The 2,538-nt window shown below is 65.3% G+C and carries 4 protein-coding genes; 3 read left to right on the top strand and 1 reads right to left on the bottom strand.

Annotated elements, in window-relative coordinates; all coding sequences use genetic code 11:
* Positions 1-197, top strand: a 197-nt coding sequence (locus tag PF446_RS04135; RefSeq protein WP_298069986.1) for a GDCCVxC domain-containing (seleno)protein, incomplete at its 5' end; no start/stop codon positions are given.
* Between the two features lie 136 nt (positions 198-333).
* On the opposite strand, the gene PF446_RS04130 is transcribed toward PF446_RS04135, so the two are convergent.
* Positions 334-543, bottom strand: a complete 210-nt coding sequence (locus PF446_RS04130) for a hypothetical protein (RefSeq protein ID WP_298069985.1) — start codon at positions 541-543, stop codon at positions 334-336.
* Here PF446_RS04130 and PF446_RS04125 point away from each other — a divergent pair.
* Together PF446_RS04125 and PF446_RS04120 are read left to right on the top strand one after the other, a co-directional pair.
* Positions 533-1,255, top strand: a complete 723-nt coding sequence (locus PF446_RS04125; RefSeq protein ID WP_298069984.1) for a polysaccharide deacetylase family protein — start codon at positions 533-535, stop codon at positions 1,253-1,255. The two genes, PF446_RS04130 and PF446_RS04125, sit on opposite strands and share 11 nt — an antisense overlap.
* Entirely contained in the window at positions 1,252-2,325 is a 1,074-nt protein-coding gene (locus PF446_RS04120; protein WP_298069983.1) for a glycosyltransferase family 4 protein, read from the top strand. Before PF446_RS04125 ends, PF446_RS04120 begins: the two co-directional genes overlap by 4 nt.
* The last annotated feature ends 213 nt before the right edge of the window (positions 2,326-2,538 follow it).

Genomic DNA, 2,538 nt, shown 5'->3' with positions numbered 1-2,538 from the left:
GCACCCAAAGCACGCTGACCTGCCCCGCCTGCGGCCACAGCAGCCGCGAGGAGATGCCGCTCAATGCCTGCGTGCACTTTTACACCTGCGAAGGCTGCGGGACGCTGCTCAAGCCGAAGCAAGGTGACTGCTGCGTTTTCTGCAGCTACGGCGACGTCCCCTGCCCGCCCATCCAGGCCGGACAGGATTGTTGCTGAGCGACTGGTACCACGTCCTCCGGAAAAACTTTTCCGGCCGTTCGTTGCACCCGCGCAACAGCACGCGCTAGAGCAAGTCCGGCACGCCCCTCAAGCCCATCCGGTCAGGTCCTGCGAAGCTTGCGGCTGCCGGGACCTACCGCAGTAGCAGGCCGGCAGGTACGCTTGACAAGGCACCGGCAAAATGGAGATACCCGTTGCTGATCCAGATGACGTCGGCAACACGGCAGCTTTGCGAATTGGTCTGCTGGTGGATAAGCAGGATGTGGCTGTTTTCAGCCATCGCCCAGACCCTCGATGTCGTGGCCACGTGAAACCCTTCGAGCACGCCCGGAATGAAGCCCATACCCATCCTGATGTACCACCACGTGGCTCCCGTGCCGCCGGAATTACGCGCGCTGCGGGGGCTGTACGTGACGCCGCGCGCGTTTGCTCGTCAGATGCGGCTTTTGCGCTGGCTCGGCTTCCGCGGCATGTCGATGTCCCAGGCCATGCCCTATCTGCGCGGCGAGGCCCACGGCCGGGTGGCGGTGATCACTCTGGACGATGGCTATGTCGACAACCTGGAGCACGCGCTGCCCGCATTGCTGGCGCAGGGATTTGGCGCGACCTGCTATGCCGTGAGTGCGCTCGACAACCGCTACAACCACTGGGATGCCGAGCGCGCAGGCGTGCGCGAACCGCTGATGAGTACCGGGCAGATGCGCGCATGGCACGAGGCCGGCATGGAGATCGGAGCGCACACCCGTTCGCATGCGCACTTGACCCAATGCAGCGATGCGGACCTGCGTGATCAGGTTGAGGGCTGCCGAAACGATCTCGAGGACCGGGTCGGCGCGGCGGTTACCCAGTTCTGCTACCCCTATGGCGAGCATGACCAGCGCGTGGTCAACGCGGTAGGCGAGGCGGGCTACGTCGCCGCGACCACCACCCGGCGCGGCCGGGCCCTGCCCGGCTCGGACCCGCTGCGGCTGCCGCGAATTCCGATCTCCAACCGTCATCTGCTGCCGCAGGTGGCCGCCCGCCTGCTCAGCCGCTACGAGGACCGCCACGAATGAAGCTTCTGTTTGTGGGTACCGATCGAGACCGTGCTGGCGGCGCGGCACACTTCCTGTCCATGGCCCAGACCATGGCTGAAGCAGGACATGACCTCACCGCGCTGGTGGACGGCGACAGCTACATCGCCGCAGGCCTGAGCGCATCCGGCATCCGCTGGCAGCATGCCCGCTTTCGCAACGTGCTTGCTCCGCCGGCGCATCGTGCCCTTTCACGCGCCATCCGCCGACAACGCCCACACTGGTTGATCGGGGATTTTGGCAAGGAATACTGGCCGTTGATCGCCCAGGGACGCATGCATCGCGTCCCGGTAGCCCTTTTTCGTCAGCGCGCCCCGGCCATGCACGGCCTGTCCGAATATCTGCTTCCGCGCATGGCGCAGCGCTTCATCGCGGTATCCAACTACGCGCGCGGACTGTTCTTGCAACGCGGCATGCCCGCCAGCCGGGTACAGGTGCTGTACAACCCGGTGGATACCACGGCCTGCATTCCGGACCCCGAACGCGGGCTTCAGATTCGTCAGGAACTGGGCATTCCCGCAGATTCGATCGTGGTCGGTTATGTCGGTCGCATGTACGCAGGCAAGGGCATCGCCTGTCTGCAGCAGGCATTGGAGCTTGCGATGCATGACGAGCCGCGCCTGCATGCCCTGTGGATCGGTGAAGGCCCGCAACTGGAGGACCTGCGTCGCGGCATCGCGGCCGGCGCCCATGCCCGCAGGCATCACCTGGCCGGATGGCGCGCCGATGCCTGGCGCTATTACAGCGCGATGTCGATGCTGGCCTTTCCCACGGTGATGCCGGAGACCTTCGGCCGGGTCTCGATCGAGGCCCAGTCCAGTGGAGTTCCCGTGCTGGGCAGCCGTATCGGCGGCATTCCCGAGACCCTGAGTGATGGCCACACAGGCCACTTGCTGGCCCCTGGAAACATCCAGGTCTGGCGCGACGGGATCCTGGCGCTGTGTGAAGGGGACGCATGCCGCCGCATGGGCGCTGCCGGGCGGACCTTTGTGGAGGCGAACTTTTCCATGCCCGTGATCGCCGAAGCCTTTGCAGCGTTGCTGCATGGCTGAGATCAGGCTTGCCCGAAGCCGTCACTGGCCCAGGCAAGAAAGGAACCGCAGCCCGTGGGCATGCGGGTCCCTTGTGTGCGGCTTGCGACGCCGTTGCCGATGTCGCCCGATCAAACCAGACGGCGAGGATTACCTGCCGTGAGCCATGTCCCACTTGCGCACGGCCGCCAGGGTGTTGGCCACATGCTTGGCGGGGTTGAGGTTGGTGTAGGT

Origin of the sequence: Oleiagrimonas sp., from assembly GCF_027858935.1 — a bacterium.
GTDB lineage: Bacteria > Pseudomonadota > Gammaproteobacteria > Xanthomonadales > Rhodanobacteraceae > Oleiagrimonas.
The sequence above is the reverse complement of the archived record's forward strand: the minus strand, read 5'-3'. Positions and strand labels throughout refer to the sequence as shown.